15 protein-coding genes are annotated in these 14269 nt (G+C 67.6%); 5 read left to right on the top strand and 10 right to left on the bottom strand.

The annotated features are described in order from the left end of the window. Window positions 1–3 precede the first annotated feature (3 nt). Complete coding sequence (locus tag KK7_RS0112320; protein ID WP_010544953.1) at window positions 4–2313, bottom strand: ATP-dependent helicase; 2310 nt, start codon at window positions 2311–2313, stop codon at window positions 4–6. Between the two features lie 166 nt (window positions 2314–2479). Between KK7_RS0112320 and KK7_RS22575 the strand changes: the two genes are divergently transcribed. Together KK7_RS22575 and KK7_RS0112310 are read left to right on the top strand one after the other, a co-directional pair. Next, window positions 2480–2674, top strand: coding sequence for a hypothetical protein (locus tag KK7_RS22575; protein ID WP_138983953.1), 195 nt, complete (start codon window positions 2480–2482; stop codon window positions 2672–2674). Window positions 2675–2737: 63 nt separating this feature from the next. Next, window positions 2738–4381 carry an inorganic phosphate transporter gene (locus KK7_RS0112310; RefSeq protein WP_010544952.1) on the top strand — a complete coding sequence of 548 codons (1644 nt, stop codon included), beginning with the start codon at window positions 2738–2740 and terminating at the stop codon, window positions 4379–4381. 38 nt (window positions 4382–4419) lie between these two features. Here KK7_RS0112310 and KK7_RS23175 read toward each other — a convergent pair whose 3' ends face one another. Further along, a complete protein-coding gene (locus KK7_RS23175) occupies window positions 4420–4593 on the bottom strand; it encodes a hypothetical protein (RefSeq protein WP_010544951.1) in 174 nt (57 codons plus the stop codon). 125 nt (window positions 4594–4718) lie between these two features. Here KK7_RS23175 and KK7_RS0112300 point away from each other — a divergent pair, with 125 nt between their 5' ends. Continuing rightward, window positions 4719–5981: an MFS transporter gene (locus KK7_RS0112300; RefSeq protein ID WP_010544950.1), complete on the top strand. Its 1263-nt coding sequence runs from the start codon at window positions 4719–4721 to the stop codon at window positions 5979–5981. 4 nt (window positions 5982–5985) lie between these two features. On the opposite strand, the gene rsmD is transcribed toward KK7_RS0112300, so the two are convergent. Both rsmD and KK7_RS0112290 read right to left on the bottom strand, forming a co-directional pair. Further along, complete coding sequence (gene rsmD, locus KK7_RS0112295) at window positions 5986–6525, bottom strand: 16S rRNA (guanine(966)-N(2))-methyltransferase RsmD (protein WP_010544949.1); 540 nt, start codon at window positions 6523–6525, stop codon at window positions 5986–5988. Continuing rightward, a complete protein-coding gene (locus tag KK7_RS0112290; RefSeq protein WP_029623243.1) occupies window positions 6525–7928 on the bottom strand; it encodes a pseudouridine synthase in 1404 nt (467 codons plus the stop codon). The genes rsmD and KK7_RS0112290 overlap by 1 nt, the downstream gene beginning before the upstream one ends. A 109-nt stretch (window positions 7929–8037) precedes the next feature. Between KK7_RS0112290 and KK7_RS0112285 the strand changes: the two genes are divergently transcribed. Further along, window positions 8038–8469, top strand: a complete 432-nt coding sequence (locus KK7_RS0112285) for a response regulator (RefSeq protein ID WP_010544947.1) — start codon at window positions 8038–8040, stop codon at window positions 8467–8469. A 6-nt stretch (window positions 8470–8475) separates the two neighbouring features. Here the strand turns inward: KK7_RS0112285 and KK7_RS23595 are convergent, their stop codons facing one another. Both KK7_RS23595 and KK7_RS20575 read right to left on the bottom strand, forming a co-directional pair. Next, window positions 8476–8607: a hypothetical protein gene (locus KK7_RS23595; RefSeq protein ID WP_272941572.1), complete on the bottom strand. Its 132-nt coding sequence runs from the start codon at window positions 8605–8607 to the stop codon at window positions 8476–8478. 26 nt (window positions 8608–8633) lie between these two features. After that, a complete protein-coding gene (locus tag KK7_RS20575; protein ID WP_010544946.1) occupies window positions 8634–9827 on the bottom strand; it encodes an aromatic ring-hydroxylating oxygenase subunit alpha in 1194 nt (397 codons plus the stop codon). Between the two features lie 45 nt (window positions 9828–9872). Here KK7_RS20575 and KK7_RS0112270 point away from each other — a divergent pair, with 45 nt between their 5' ends. Next, window positions 9873–11231 (top strand): AmpG family muropeptide MFS transporter, encoded by a 1359-nt coding sequence (locus tag KK7_RS0112270; protein ID WP_237709198.1) that lies wholly within the window; start codon window positions 9873–9875, stop codon window positions 11229–11231. 4 nt (window positions 11232–11235) lie between these two features. Here the strand turns inward: KK7_RS0112270 and KK7_RS0112265 are convergent, their stop codons facing one another. From KK7_RS0112265 to KK7_RS20570, 4 genes are all read right to left on the bottom strand, one after another. Then, on the bottom strand, window positions 11236–11667 hold the full coding sequence (locus KK7_RS0112265) for a DUF6628 family protein (RefSeq protein WP_010544944.1): 432 nt from the start codon (window positions 11665–11667) through the stop codon (window positions 11236–11238). 77 nt (window positions 11668–11744) lie between these two features. Next, window positions 11745–13061, bottom strand: coding sequence for a bifunctional folylpolyglutamate synthase/dihydrofolate synthase (locus KK7_RS0112260; protein ID WP_010544943.1), 1317 nt, complete (start codon window positions 13059–13061; stop codon window positions 11745–11747). Between the two features lie 128 nt (window positions 13062–13189). Continuing rightward, window positions 13190–14050: an acetyl-CoA carboxylase, carboxyltransferase subunit beta gene (gene accD / locus KK7_RS0112255; protein WP_010544942.1), complete on the bottom strand. Its 861-nt coding sequence runs from the start codon at window positions 14048–14050 to the stop codon at window positions 13190–13192. Then, window positions 14047–14269: tryptophan synthase subunit alpha (locus tag KK7_RS20570; RefSeq protein ID WP_010544941.1), on the bottom strand; the 223-nt coding region annotated here is incomplete at its 5' end. The genes KK7_RS20570 and accD, both read right to left, overlap by 4 nt.

Below are 14269 nucleotides of genomic sequence, written 5' to 3'. Positions count from 1 at the left end.
CGCTCAGTCGTTGAGACTGACGAAGCTGTCCATCACGCGCTTGCGCCCGGCCTGCTCGAAATCGATCTCGAGCTTGTTGCCTTCGATCTCGGCGATCGTGCCGTAGCCGAACTTCTGGTGGAACACCCGCATGCCGAGCGCGAGGTCGCCGCGCGGCTTGGCGCCGAAACTGACGGCGGACGCGCGGCTTTCGAGCACGCGGGGCTGATCGCGGGTGAAGGTGCGCGCCGTGAAGCCGCCGCCCGGGTTCTTCGGATCGACGCCCGCTGCGCGCTGCCAGCCGGGCCCGCGCCCGGCGCCGCGCGCTACGTCCGCGAAGGGATCGCTCCGCTCGCTCCAGTTCGCCCGCCACAGGCTCTCGCCGCCGGTCATCGAGCTTTCCGATTCGACATGCTCGGCAGGCAGTTCGCCGACGAATCGGCTCGGCAGGCTCGACGTCCATTGCCCGTAGATCCGCCGATTGGCGGCATGCAGGATGATCGCCCGCCGCCGAGCCCGCGTGATCGCGACATAGGCGAGGCGGCGTTCCTCCTCGAGGCTGGCCAGCCCGCCCTCGTCGAGCGCTCGCTGCGACGGGAAGATGCCTTCCTCCCAGCCGGCGAGGAACACCGTATCGAACTCCAGCCCCTTGGCGGCGTGGATGGTCATGATCGTGACCTTGGGTTCCTCGGCCGAGGCTTCGTTGTCCATCACCAGGCTGACATGCTCGAGGAAGGCCGAGAGGCTCTCATACTCCTCCATAGCGCGGACGAGTTCGTTGAGATTCTCCAGCCGGCCTGCCGCCTCGGCAGTGCGATCGGCCTGCCACATCGCGGTATAACCGCTTTCGTCGAGGATGATGCGGGCGAGGTCCGGGTGCTGGAGATCGTCGCCCATGCTGCGCCAGCGCGCCATGTCGCCGATCAGATTGCCGAGCGAGCGCCGCGCCTGCGGGGTCAACTCGTCGGTATCGAGGATACGCGCGGCGGCGGTGGTGAGCGGAAGGCCTTGCGCGCGAGCGAACTGGTGGACCTTGGAGAGCGCCTTGTCGCCCAGTCCGCGCTTGGGCACGTTGACGATGCGCTCGAAGGCGAGGTCGTCGGCCGGTTGCGCGACCACGCGCAGATAGGCGAGCGCGTCGCGGATTTCCTGCCGCTCATAGAAGCGGAAGCCGCCGATGATGCGATAGGGCAGGCCGATCGCGATGAACCGATCTTCGAACTCGCGGGTCTGGTGCTGGGCGCGGACCAGGATCGCGGTGGCGTCGAGACTGAGGCCGCCGCGCTGCAGCCCCTCGATCTCCTCGCCGACGCGCCGGGCTTCCTCCGGCCCGTCCCACACGCCGAGCACCTTCACCTTCTCGCCGACATCGATCTCGGTCCACAGCGTTTTGCCCAGGCGACCGCCATTGTTGGCGATCACGCCCGAGGCGGCGCCGAGAATGTGCGGCGTCGAGCGGTAATTCTGTTCCAACTTGATCACAACGGCGCCGGGGAAGTCCTTCTCGAACTTCAGGATATTTTCCACCTGCGCACCGCGCCAGCTGTAGATCGACTGGTCGTCGTCGCCGACGCAGCAGATGTTCTTCCGCTCCTGCGCAAGCAGCCGCAGCCAGAGATACTGAACGGCGTTGGTGTCCTGATACTCGTCCACCATGATGTAGCGGAAGCGCTTTTGGTAGAGTTCCAGAACTTCACGATTGGTCTTAAGAATCGTGAGCATATGGAGGAGAAGATCGCCGAAATCGCAGGCGTTCAGCAGGCGCAGCCGCTCCTGATACTGGGCGTAAAGCGACTGGCCGCGGCCATTGGCGTAGCTCTCGGACTCGCCGGCATCGAGATCGGCCGGGATCAGCCCGCGGTTCTTCCACCCGTCGATCAGGCCCGCGAGCTGGCGGGCGGGCCAGCGCTTTTCGTCGAGGTCGTTGGCGAGGATCAGCTGCTTGAGCAGGCGGAGCTGGTCGTCGGTATCGAGAATGGTGAAGTTGCTCTGCAACCCGACCAGCTCGGCATGGCGGCGGAGCATCTTCGCGCCGATCGCATGGAAGGTGCCGAGCCACGGCATCCCCTCCACCGCGTCGCCGACTAGCCGGCCGACCCGCTCCTTCATCTCGCGCGCCGCCTTGTTGGTGAAGGTGACCGCCAGAATCTCGGACGGATAGGCCCGCCGCGTCCAGAGCAGGTGCGCCAGGCGGGCGGTAAGCGCCGCCGTCTTGCCCGTACCCGCACCGGCGAGCACCAGCACCGGACCTTCGGTGGTGAGCACGGCCTCGCGCTGGGGGTCGTTCAGGCCCTGGAGATAGGGCGCGTCCTGGGGGGAAGGGGTAAGCGACATCCGTGAACAACTAGGGAACGATGCGGTTGGCCGCAAGCACCGGGGACATCCTGAGGAACGGTACGGGCCCGATCCTGCCCGGTCCGGGGTGACAATCCGGTGCGATGCCGAGGGGCCGGATTGCCTCCGGAAGCATGGGGGCCTATTGGGCCTGCGAGATCAACCCATGACAGTCCCGAACCCCTCCCGGCGCCTCAAAGTGCGGCTTGCGGCGATCCTGACCTTCGCGATCATCGCGGCGGTGGTGGCCTGGCGTTCGGCGTCCGTGCCGCAGCGGCCTTTGTGCGCGGCCGGGCGGCATGAGGAACGCGATGCCGCCGGCAAGCTTGTGCGGATTACGCACACCGAATGTGTGCGCTGACGTTCGAACTTTCCCACGCCTGTCATCATCCTGTCATCCGCCAACCCCAAAGGCTCAACCATCATGGCGACGCTCGCAGTGGAACAGGCTAGCACGGCAGAATTGCCGCGAAGTCCCCGATTCGACGATAAAACCCATCCCGTTGCGAAGCTGCTGTTCGCCGCGATCCTGATGGGAGGGCTCGCCTTTGCCGGCTGGAGCATCCTTGTGGACACGCGCGAGGCCGGCGAGACGCTGGCGCTCGGCGTCTTCGCGTTTCTGGGGCTGGCGCTGCTGATCGCGCTGGGCTTCGAGTTCGTGAACGGCTTCCACGATACTGCCAATGCCGTCGCGACCGTGATCTACACCAATTCGATGCCGGCGCAGCTTGCGGTCATCTGGTCGGGCTTCTTCAATTTTCTGGGCGTGATGCTGTCGAGCGGCGCCGTCGCCTATTCGATCATTACCCTGCTGCCGGTGGATCTGCTGCTCAACGTGGGATCTGCGGCGGGTTTCTCGATGATCTTCGCGCTGCTGCTGGCGGCGGTACTGTGGAACCTGGCGACCTGGTATGTCGGCCTGCCCAACTCCTCCAGCCATGCGTTGATCGGATCGGTGCTGGGCGTGGGCTTCGCCAACCAGCTGATCCTCAGCGGCTCGCGCGGCGGCACCGCCGGAGTGGACTGGGCGCAGGCAACCAAAGTGTTTTCGGCACTGTTCTGGAGCCCGCTGATGGGCTTTGCCGGCGCGCTCGTCCTGTTGCTGGTGCTGCGCATACTGTTCCGCAGGCAGCCGCAGCTGTTCCGGGCGCCATCGGGCAACACGCCGCCGCCGCGCGGCATCCGCGCGCTGCTGATCGGCACCTGCACCGCGGTTTCGTTCTTCCACGGATCAAATGACGGCCAGAAGGGCATGGGGCTGATCATGCTGATCCTGATCGGCTGCGCCCCCACCGCCTATGCGCTCAACCGCACGCTGCCGGCGAGTGCGACCGCCGACTTCGTCCAGACTTCGCGGGCCGCCAACACGGTGTTCGATGCGCGCAGCAACGGCATCACCGTCACCCCGGCGCAGGCGCGGGTGATTCTCACCGACGCGCTTCAGCACCGCAAGATCGATGGTCCCAAGCCCTATGCAGCGATGGAGGCGATCTCCACCAGCCTCACCGAAGAAGTCGCCAGCTACGGCTCGCTGAGCAAGGTGCCGGCGCGCGCCAGCTCCAACGTCCGCAACGACATGTATCTGGTACTCGACTCGAGCAAGCTCGCCACCAAGAAACCGGTCGGCTTCAGCGAGGCGGAGTTGAAGACGCTCAAGGCCTATCAGAACGATCTGGAGCGCGGCACGCGCTTCATTCCCGTCTGGGTGAAGATCGTCGTGGCGATCGCGCTGGGTCTGGGCACGATGATCGGCTGGAAGCGGATCGTCGTCACGGTGGGCGAGAAGATCGGCAAGCAGCACATGACCTATGGCATGGGCGCCGCCGCCGAGATCGTTGCCGCCGCCACGATCATGGGGGCCGACCGTCTGGGCGTGCCGGTCTCCACCACGCATATCCTGTCCTCGGGCGTCGCCGGCGCGTCGGTGGGCAGCGGCGCGGGGCTGCAGGTGCGCACGATCCGCAACATGGCGCTGGCCTGGCTGATGACGCTCCCGGCGGCGATGCTGCTCTCCGGTGGCCTCTACTGGCTGATGCTGAGCGCAGTGCGCGTCTTCGGCCTGCACTGATCGGGAAGGGCGGGGGCCAGACCCCGCCCGTTGCCGCTTCAGCCGTGAAGCAGATCGTGGACCGCCAGATGCAGGCTGGTCCGCACGCCGCTGGTATCGGCCCGCAGATCGGCCTTCACATGATCCACCGGATTGTAGGCGGCCACCAGCACGCCCGCGAGCAGGCTGAAAAAGGCCGCATAGACCAGACGCTTGATCGGCGATTCGCGCATCTCCCGACTCCCTGATTGCGGTGCTGCGAGGTACCGGTTCGATACCGTGCCGAAACTGTCGCTCCGCTGAACGCGGCTTGACCCGCGCGGCGACTGGCCCGAGGGAGGCGGCGGGAGGAGCCGCCATGTCCAATGCCGCCGCGCCCGCGTCGCACCGCCGCATCCTGTTTGCGAGCCTGGTGGGAACGTCGGTCGAGTTCTACGATTTCTACATCTACGCGACCGCGACGGCGCTGGTGTTCGGCCCGCTGTTCTTCCCCGCGCAGGAGCCCTGGCTGCAGCAGGTCGCCGCCTATGCCAGCTTCAGCGTCGCCTTCTTCGCCCGGCCGCTGGGCGGTCTCGTATTCGGCCATTTCGGCGATCGGCTCGGCCGCAAGTCGACCCTCGTCGCCTCGTTGATGCTGATGGGACTCTCCACCGTGCTGATCGGCTGCCTGCCGGGGCATGCGATGATCGGCTGGGTGGCGCCGCTGCTCCTCTGCCTGCTCCGCTTCGGCCAGGGGCTGGGGCTGGGCGGCGAATGGGGCGGAGCTAGCCTGCTGGCGGTGGAATATGCGCCCAAAGGCTGGGCGTACCGTTATGGTAGCTTCCCGCCGCTGGGCGCGCCGGTGGGGTTCATCGCCGCCAACGGGTTGTTCCTGCTGCTCGGCGCCTTTCTGAGCGATGACGCCTTTCGCGACTGGGGCTGGCGCTTGCCGTTCCTCGCGAGCGCCGCGCTGGTCGGCCTCGGCCTGTGGGTGCGGCTGCGCATTGCGGAGACGCCTGCCTTTGTCGAGGCGGCCGAACATGCCCCGCCGCCGCAGGTCCCGCTGGGCGTACTGGTGCGCCAGCACCTCGGCGCGACGATGGCGGGGACGCTGGGCACGGTCGCCTGCTTCGCGCTTTTCTATGTCGCCACGCTGTTCGCGATCGGCTTCGGTACCAAGACGCTCGGCTATCCGCGGGAGGCGTTTCTTGGCGCGGAGCTTGCCGCCATTCTGTTCATGGCGCTGGGCATCGGCGTGGCCGGCTGGATGGCCGACAAGCGCGGCGCGACGCTGGTGCTGGGGCTAGGCTGCATCGCGATGGTGCCGCTGGGGCTGGCGATGCCGGTGCTGCTGGTGCCGGCATCGCTGGGCGCAGTGTTCGTTTGGCTCGCCGCAGGGCTGTTCGTGATGGGCTTCGTCTATGGCCCGCTCGGCGGCTGGCTGCCCAGCCTGTTCCCGGCACAGGTGCGCTACACGGGCGTTTCGGTGACGTTCAACCTTGGCGGTATCCTTGGCGGCGGGCTCACGCCGCTGATCGCCGAGACGCTGGTCCAGCGCGGCGGGATCGGGACGGTCGGCTGGTATCTCGCCGCCGCCGCAGGGCTCAGCCTGATCGGCCTGCTCCTGACGCGGCGGCGCTGATCGCTCAGGCCGGGCGAAGCAGGGTCAGCTTCGCCTTGCCATAGACGCGTTCGGCATCGACCACGAAGCCGGCCAGCTCGACATCCTCGGTCTTGCCCGTCTCGATGCTGATCAAGGTGCCGGGCCCGGTCCAGCCTAGCCGCGCCAGCTTGTCGAGCGCGACCACGCCAGCGCCGGTGCCATAGGGCGGGTCCATCAGGATCAGGTCCAGCGGTGCGCGTGCCGGGCCGAGCGCCATCACCGAGCCGGGGCGCACGTCAGTGCCCTTGGCGCCGAGCTTGGCGATATTGGCCTTGAGCACGTCCAGCGCCGCGCGATCCTGTTCGACGAAGAGGCAGGAGGCGGCGCCGCGCGACAGTGCCTCCAGCCCCAGCGCACCCGATCCGGCGAAGAAATCACCGACAGCGAGATCCTCGAAGCTGCCGACGCGCGAGGCGAGCATGGAGAACAGCGCCTCCCGAGTCCGATCGGCAGTGGGTCGGGTGGTATCGCCCTTGGGGGCGGCGAGCGGGCGGCCGCGCCATTCTCCAGCGATGATCCGCATCAGTTGCGGCCTCCGCGCGGGGGACGGCCGGGGCCGCCAGGCCGTTGCGGGCGATTGCCGCCAGGGCTGCCAGTGCCGCCCGGTCGCGGCGTTCGCGGACCTCGCGGCCGCTCGCCGTCCCCCCCCGACCGTGCGGGCCCCTCGCCGCGAAAGTTGCGCGGACGCTCGCCCTCGGCACCGCCGAAGCGGGATGGGCCTGTGCGCGCGCGATCGCCCTGGCCGGCGCCGGGGCGGCCCGGGCGGGCGGTACGACTGCGCTCCCCGCCTTCGTCGCCGCGCGACCAGGGGCGTTCGACACCCTGCTCACCGCGAGCGTCGCGGCGGCCACGGGGGCGGTCGACCAGATCGCCGGCACGCGGCTCGCGCGTGTCGCGGAAGGACTTGGCACGGGCCGCGCGGGCGGGCTTGCCGACGCCGCCCTCGCCACCTTCCCGCACGCCAAGCTTGCCGGTGGTACGCGGCCGTTCCTCGCCGTCCTTCGGCTTGGCCTTGGGCGTGGCGCGGGCGGTGAACACGGGACCCTTGGTGACAGGCACCGCCTTGGGCAGACGGCGGCGGCCTTCGGGCTCGACCTTGGTCGCCTTTTCGACGGGCTCGATCGCGCGCTGGCGGATGGCGAACTGCAGGTTGGAGGCCGCCTTGCCGCCGCCGGGTTTGCCCAGCACGGTGCGGAAGGTGATCAGATCGGCCTGGCGGATTTCGTCCACATCCCCCGCGGGCAGGTCGTTCAGGTAGAAGGGGCCATAGCGGGTGCGGATCAGGCGGCTGACCTGGAGCCCCAGGAATTCCAGCACGCGGCGGACTTCGCGGTTCTTGCCTTCGGTCAGCGTCATCTCGATCCAGAGATTGGCGCCGGTCCGCCGTTCGATATTGGCGTTGATCGGGCCGTAGCGAACGCCCTCGATCTCGATGCCGAGCATCAGGTCTTCGAGCTGTTCCTGGCTCACCTGGCCATAGGCGCGGGCGCGATAGGTCCGCTCGACGCCGACGGCGGGCAGTTCCATTTCGCGCTTCAGCTCGCCGTCGGTGGTGAGCAGCAGCAGCCCCTCGGTGTTGAGGTCGAGGCGGCCGACCGGCATCACCCGCGGCAGGCCCTCGGGCAGGCGATCATAGATGGTCGGGCGGCCGGTAAAGTCGCGCTCGGCGGTCAGCAGGCCGGCGGCCTTGTGATAGCGGAACAGCCGCGCCGGGGCGGCTTCTGCAACGGGATTGCCGTCGACGGTGACGCCGTGGAGCGAGTTGAGAATGGTCGCCGGGGTTTCGAGCACGCTGCCGTTCAGGGCGATGCGGCCCTCTTCGATCATGCGTTCGATCTCGCGCCGGGAGGCGACGCCGGCACGGGCGAGAAGCTTGGCGATGCGCTGCGGCGCACTGGTGGATTTAGGGGGCTTGGAGTCAGACACCGCCGCGATATAGCGATGTTGGCGGGTCGAGCAAAAAATTATGCGGTGCCACTTTGTGACTCGCGCGTTACGGGCTTGTGCAAGCGGTTGATTTGGGGGCCCAAACGGCATGTTGTTCGGACGGAAGAAGCGGCGGATCGAACATCTGCTTGTCGTGGAGGACGAGCCGCTCGTCGCGTTCGATACCGAGCATTTTCTCCGCGAATCGGGGTTCACCATCGTTGCGACGGTGGACTCGGTGGCAGATGCGACTCGGGTTGTGGGCGGCGGCGAGACGCTCGATCTGGTACTGGCCGACATCAACCTGGCGGACGGCAGCGGCGTGGAGGTGGCGCGGACGGCGTTCGCGCACGGGGTGCCGGTGCTGTTCGTGACGGGCCAATGTCCGGCCGATGCGCGGGCGCTGGCAGCGGGTTGCCTTGCCAAGCCCTACGCACAGCGCGATCTGTTGGCGGCGATCGATGCGATCGAAGCGGTGCTGGAAGGCGGCAAGATTCCGCGTCGCCTTCCCGGCAGCTTCAGCCTGTTCCTGGGCAGCTGACGCCGTTCAGTGGACGAACAGCTCCACGACCACCCCGGCCCAGGCGAACACGGAAGCGAGCACTGCCAGCTTCGCGACGATCTCCGAAGGCGAGGCCTGCTTGGGAGCTGCTGCGGCGCGAGTGCGGGTACGGGACATGACGATCTCCTGTGCTCAGACCCGCCTTATAGCATCCCTTCCTGAACAGAAGCCTGCCCAATGGGGTGATTCGTGCGGATCTGGCGAAGATCGTCGCACGAAACCCACGTATCGACCGCATCGTGGAAAACGCGGACCCCGGTTTCGAGATTGCCAAGCGTGACGCGGTCGAGCGCCCCTGCGGAAAGACCCTGCTGGGCAAGCGCACAGGCGCGGAAATCCTCCGCGGCGAAGACGCCGCCGTCGAGCAGCTGCCAGCTGCGTTCCCAATGGTCGCGCGCCCTGTCGGTGACGGGGGCCTCGGGGATCAGCATGAAATCCTCCACCAGCACCTCGTCGACCGAGCGCGGCATCAGCACCATCAGGTTGATATAGTCGGGGCTCACCGCCAGCACCGCGCCGGGGAACATCTGGTAGGTATAGGTGATCGCGCCGCGCAGCGTCGGCCAGTCCTCCGACTCGAATTCGGCGATGTTCGCCAAACGTCCCACCGCCGAGCGCTGGTGCGGGCCGATATGATCGGCTGCGGAGATGCCGTCCTGAAAGAAGGGCGCGATGCTGCCGGCATGGAGGCGCTGGATGTGATAGCTCTCCAGAAACGCATCCATCACCAGCTTCCAGTTGGCGGGCACGCGGTGGGTGCGCCGACGGAAGCAATGCTGGCCGGCAAGATCGAAGGCGGCGAAGTCCTGCGCCAGCGTATCGGCGTGCGAAAAGTCCGCCGCCTTGTCGAAGGAGAACCAGATCAGGCCGCCGGCTTCGTGCGCGGGCAGGCGACACAGCGCAAAGTCTGCCTTGTCGATGCCGGGAAAGGCCTCGGCGCGCGGGACGCCGGCGAGGCGCCCGTCCAGCGCATAGCTCCAGGCATGATAGGGGCAGACCAGTCGCGGCGCGCTCACCGTATCGCAGCCCTCGACAAGCCGTGTGCCACGATGGCCGCAGACGTTGAGGAACACATGGACCTCGCCCTGCTTGTCGCGGGTGATCAGCAGCGGCTTGCCGAACCCGTCATGCGGTACCGCCATGCCGGGCTCGGGCAGCAGCGCGGAAGGCGCGAGCACAAGCGGTGCGCGGCCGAAGATCCGCGTACGCTCGGCGGCGAAGCGTTCGGGGCTGGTATAGACGCTAGCCTCGACATGTGTGACGGGACCCGCGCCGGCATCGCCGCCCCGCGCCAGTACCGCCGCGAGCGCGCGCTGGCCTTGCGTCGGTGCGTTCATCCTTCCTCTCCGTCGCATTTCCGCTAGTGTCGCGCGTCCTGAAGCTTGGAGCAAGGCATGGCGGGTACGGAACAGCAGGAAGGCGAAGGGCGGCAGGGGTTCGTGGCGACGATGGGACCGTATTTGCGGCCACGGCCGATCGCGGCGCTACTGCTCGGCATATCGAGCGGCTTTCCCCTGGCACTCCTGCTCGGCACCATGACCTTCTGGCTGGCCAAGGTTGGGATAGAGAAGAAGACGATCGGGTTCGCGATCGGCCTGACGACCCCCTACACGCTCAAATTCCTGTGGGCGCCGCTGATCGACCGGCTGAGGCTGCCGTTGCTGACCCGCCTGTTCGGGCAGCGGCGGTCTTGGTTGTTCCTGATCCAAGCGTTGCTGTTCGTCGCGGTATGGATGCTGGGCGCAAGCCGGCCCGAGCTGCATCTGGGCGTCTTCGCGTTCTGGGCGATCGTCACGGCGTTCCTTGCGGCGACCCAGGACATCGTGATCGATGCCTATCGGATCGAGATCTTGCCCGAAGCCGAGTTGCCGCACGGCACCGCCAACAATCAGTTCGGCTACCGGCTCGGTGCCTTCATCGCGGGCGTGGGCACCATTGCGATGGCCTCCCCCGAAGGTTTCGGTTTGGGCTGGGCAATGGCCTATGGCCTCACCGGGCTTTGCGTGCTGCCGGGTCTTGTCGCGGCAATCTGGGCCGGGCCCGGCTTGCATGATCGGGTGCTTGAGAAGGTACCCGGCCACGGCACAGGGGTATGGCTCGAGACAACGCTGATCGGGCCGTTCCGCGAGTTTCTGCAGCGGCGCGGGGCATTGCTGATCCTGCTGTTCGTGCTGATCTACAAGCTCGGCGACGCGATGGGCCAGTCGATGCTCAACCCCATGATCGTGGAACTCGGGTTCAGCGACACCGAGTTCCTCGCGATCAACAAGGTCGTCGGATTCTGGGGACTGATCGTCGGTACCGCGCTGTCCGCCCCGCTGCTTGCCTGGCTGGGGATGGGCCGCGCGCTGTTCGTTTCGGGCATGCTGATGATGCTGAGCAACCTGACGTTCGCCGTGCTCGCGACGCAGGGGCATTCTAATGTGTGGCTCACCATCGCCGTGGCGACCGAGCAGGTCACGAGTGGGCTTGGTCTCACCGTGTTCGTCACCTATCTCTCCGGCCTCTCCAGCCTTGCCTATACCGCCACGCAGTTTGCGTTGCTGTCCTCGCTCGCCGGCGTCGGCCGGACGTGGCTGGCAGCCCCGGCGGGCATCTTCGCCGAGAAGCTCGGCTGGGCCGGCTTCTGGGTCATGACGTCGGTTGTCGCGATTCCGGGCATGGTTCTGCTCTGGCTGTTGTGGCGGCGCGGCTTCGTCGTGGAAAGCGTTCGCGCAGCGCGAGCCGGCGCGGAGGGTTGATCCCTCACGGCTCCAGCGGCAGCGCCAGATCGGCGAAGCTCTGCGCCAGCGCATGGGCGGTCGGCAGCAGGCCGGTCGCGTCGCGCACCCCGATCAGGTCGGCGAGCAGCAGCGCGGCGGCCTGCGGGTTAGTGCGGACCTTGCCCAGCGCGCCGACCAGGGCAGCTTCGGACGCGGTCATGCGTGGGCAGCACCAGGGGGCGATCTGCACCGGGCCGGTCGCCATGGCCGACATTTCGTGCATCAGCGTGCGCAGCAGCATCAGCGGTCGGCGAAATCCCTTGCCGAACGCGACCAGAAAGGCGTGCGCGGTGCTCGCATCATGCAGGCCGTTGGCGCCGGTCTGGCGGACGCCGAACAGCAGCAACCGTACGCCCGGATCCTCGGGCTGGAGCTGGGGCAGGGCGGTGACGAGGGTCTGGACGGACGGCTGCATGTGATTCTCCGATGGGCGTCGGAGCAATCATGCCGCCCTGTTATTAATAGTCAATCGCAATAAGGCGCGATGAGCGATCAGTCGGGTAATTCCCCGTTCGCCTCGAGCACCACCCCGGCAAGATAGAGCGAACCGAGGATCAGTACCGCGGCGGGTGCAGCTTCACGCACGCTCCCGGAAAGGGCCTGAAGTGCGGCCGGCACGTCGGTCGCGGTCGCGACATCGGCCACGCCGAGCGCGCGCACACGGGCGGCGAGCGCATCCGGCGCATGATGCGCATGGCCGGGGATGGGCACGGTCACGACGCTGGCAAGCCGGGGCGCCAGATCCGCCAGCAGGCCTTCCGGATCCTTGTTGGCGAGCATGCCGAGCACCAGGTGGCACGGGCGATCGGCAGCGAGGCTCGCGACGGTATCTGCGATCGCCGCCCCGGCCGCGGCATTGTGGCCGCCGTCCAGCCAGACCGCCGTGTCGTCGGGCAGCAACGCGGTAAGCGGTCCGGTGCCCAGCCGCTGCATGCGCGCTGGCCAACGGGCGCCGGTCGCAGCGGCAGCGAGCGCCGTATCGGGGATGGTGAGGACCGTCTGGTGCCGCAGCATCGCGATGGCGAGCGCGAGGTTACCGGGCTGGTGTGGGCCGGACAGCGCCGGGAGCGGTGTCTCCACCGTGCCGTGGGCGTCGCGGTAGGTGAGACGGTCACCCGCCACGGTATAGTCCCACGCCGTGCCCTGCGCGAACACCGGCGCACCCGCGGCGGCGACCACGGCAGCGATTTCGGCATCGTAGCGCATCGTCACCATCGGCACGCCGGGCTTGGCGATGCCCGCCTTTTCCCGGGCGATCTGCGGCAGCGTGTCGCCGAGGAATGCTTGATGGTCGATACCGAGCTGGGCAATGGCGGTCGCGATCGGGGCGGGCACGACGTTGGTCGCATCCAACCGTCCGCCCAGGCCCACCTCGATCACGCAGGCATCCGCCGGCGTGCGGGCGAAGGCGAGGAAGGCGGCGGCGGTCGTCACCTCGAAGAAACTCGCGCCGATATCGCCGCCGGCGTCCAGTACTTCGGCAAGCAACGGGGCGAGGGTATCGTCGTCGATCAGCGTGCCGGCGAGGCGGAGGCGCTCGTTGAAGCGGACGAGGTGCGGGCTCGAATACACATGGACGCGCATGCCCGCAGCTTCCAGCGCGGCGCGGAGGAAGGCGCAGGTGGAGCCCTTGCCATTGGTGCCGGCGACGTGGAGCACCGGCGGCAGGCGCAGATGCGGGTTGCCGACGCGCTCCAGCAGCCGGGTGATCCGCTCCAGCCCGAGAATGTCGGCGCCGGGGGAGAGCAGGGTCAGCCGGTCGAGCTGGGCCTGGACGGCGGGATCGGTGGAGCGAGCGAAGTCAGGCATTGCCTTCTCTAAGCCCCTCCTCCTTGGAGGAGAGGTTGGGGGTGGAGTGATTCCAGATCAGACGTTGGTCTCGGTGAGACACGGCCCCGCCCCAACCCCTCCCTGAAGGGGAGGGGCTAAGGGAAGTATTACGCCGCCACTCGGGCCTCGCAGAGCAGGCCGATCAGCTGGCCCAGCGTGTCGCGCAGGTCGCGGCGGTGCGTCACCATGTCGACCAGGCCGTGATCGCGATAATATTCACTGGTCTGGAAATCGTCGGGCAGCTTTTCGCGGATCGTGTTCTCGATCACGCGGCGGCCGGTGAAGGCGAGGGTAGCACCCGGCTCGGCGATCTGGACGTCGCCCAGCATCGCATAGGCGGCCATCACGCCGCCCGAGGTCGGGTCGGTCAGCACGACGATATAGGGCAGGCCGGCATCGTGGAGCATCTCGATTGCCACGGTGGTGCGCGGCATCTGCATCAGGCTGAGAATGCCTTCCTGCATGCGTGCGCCGCCCGAGGCGGTGAACACGATGTACGGCGCACGGGCCGCGATCGCGGTCTCTACGCCGGCGATGAACGCCTCGCCGACCGCCTGGCCCATCGATCCGCCCATGAAGGCGAAGTCCTGCACGCCGATCACCGCCTTGTGGCCGTGGATCGTGCCGCTGGCATTCTGGAACGCGTCCTGCTCGCCGGTCGTCGCCCGCGCCGCCTTGATCCGCGCCGTATAGGGCTTGGAGTCGCGGAACTTCAGCGGGTCCTCGGCGACCTTGGGGCTTGGCAGCAGCTTGTAGACGCCGTCGTCGAACAGCTGCTCGAAGCGCTTGGTCGCGCCGATGCGATCGTGGAAATCGCAATGCGGGCAGACATTCTGATTGTCCTCGAACTCCTTCATGAACACCATCTGCCCGCATCCCTTGCACTTGTGCCAGAGATTGTCGGGGCTCTCCTCGCCACGGGTGGTGACATAGGCGAGCGCGTTGCGAACGCGCGTAATCCAGCTCATGCGACTTCCTTGCGTGCGGCGACCAGCGCCGTCTTCAGCGTATCGATATAGGCACGGACGGGTTCGCCCGCATCCGCGCCGTGACGGCCGACCAGCTCGACGATCGCCGAGCCCACCACCACACCGTCGGCGACGCGGCCAATCGCGGCGGCCTGTTCTGGCGTGCGGACGCCGAAGCCGACCGCGATCGGCAGATCGGTGGCGGCCTTGAGGCGGGGG

The organism is Sphingomonas elodea ATCC 31461 (assembly GCF_000226955.1).
GTDB classification, from domain to species: domain Bacteria; phylum Pseudomonadota; class Alphaproteobacteria; order Sphingomonadales; family Sphingomonadaceae; genus Sphingomonas; species Sphingomonas elodea.
Note: the sequence above shows the minus strand (reverse complement) of the source record. Positions and strands in the feature narration are given on the sequence as shown.